The following is a 761-nucleotide window of genomic DNA, read 5'->3' on the forward strand; positions in this document are numbered from 1 at the left end:
GTGGGCACGATCGGTCACGTGGACCATGGCAAGACGACCCTGACGGCGGCGATCGCCACGGTGCTGTCGAAGAAGTTCGGCGGCGAGGCCAAGGCCTACGACCAGATCGACGCGGCTCCTGAAGAAAAGGCGCGCGGCATCACGATCAACACCGCGCACGTCGAGTACGAAACGGCCAACCGCCACTACGCGCACGTTGACTGCCCCGGCCACGCCGACTACGTCAAGAACATGATCACCGGTGCCGCCCAGATGGACGGCGCGATCCTGGTGTGCTCGGCCGCTGACGGCCCGATGCCCCAGACCCGCGAGCACATCCTGCTGGCTCGCCAGGTCGGCGTGAAGTACATCATCGTCTTCCTGAACAAGTGCGACATGGTCGACGACGCCGAGCTGCTGGAGCTCGTCGAAATGGAAGTGCGTGAACTGCTGAGCAAGTACGACTTCCCCGGCGACGACACCCCCATCGTCAAGGGTTCGGCCAAGCTGGCGCTGGAAGGCGACACGGGCGACCTGGGTGAGCAGGCCATCATGCGCCTGGCCGACGCGCTGGACACCTACATCCCCCAGCCGGACCGTGCCGTTGACGGCGCCTTCCTGCTGCCGGTGGAAGACGTGTTCTCGATCTCGGGCCGTGGCACCGTGGTGACCGGTCGCGTCGAGCGCGGCATCATCAAGGTCGGCGAAGAAATCGAAATCGTCGGTATCCGCGAAGTCCAGAAGACCACGGTCACGGGCGTCGAAATGTTCCGCAAGCTGCT

The 761-nt window shown here is 64.7% G+C and carries 1 protein-coding gene; it reads left to right on the forward strand.

Translation table 11 applies throughout. The annotated features are described in order from the left end of the window. The coding region (locus tag ACG00X_RS24030) for an elongation factor Tu (RefSeq protein ID WP_394492350.1) at positions 1-761 on the forward strand (761 nt) is incomplete at both ends.

Source organism: Pelomonas nitida, assembly GCF_043555975.1.
GTDB classification, from domain to species: Bacteria; Pseudomonadota; Gammaproteobacteria; order Burkholderiales; family Burkholderiaceae_C; genus Pelomonas; species Pelomonas nitida.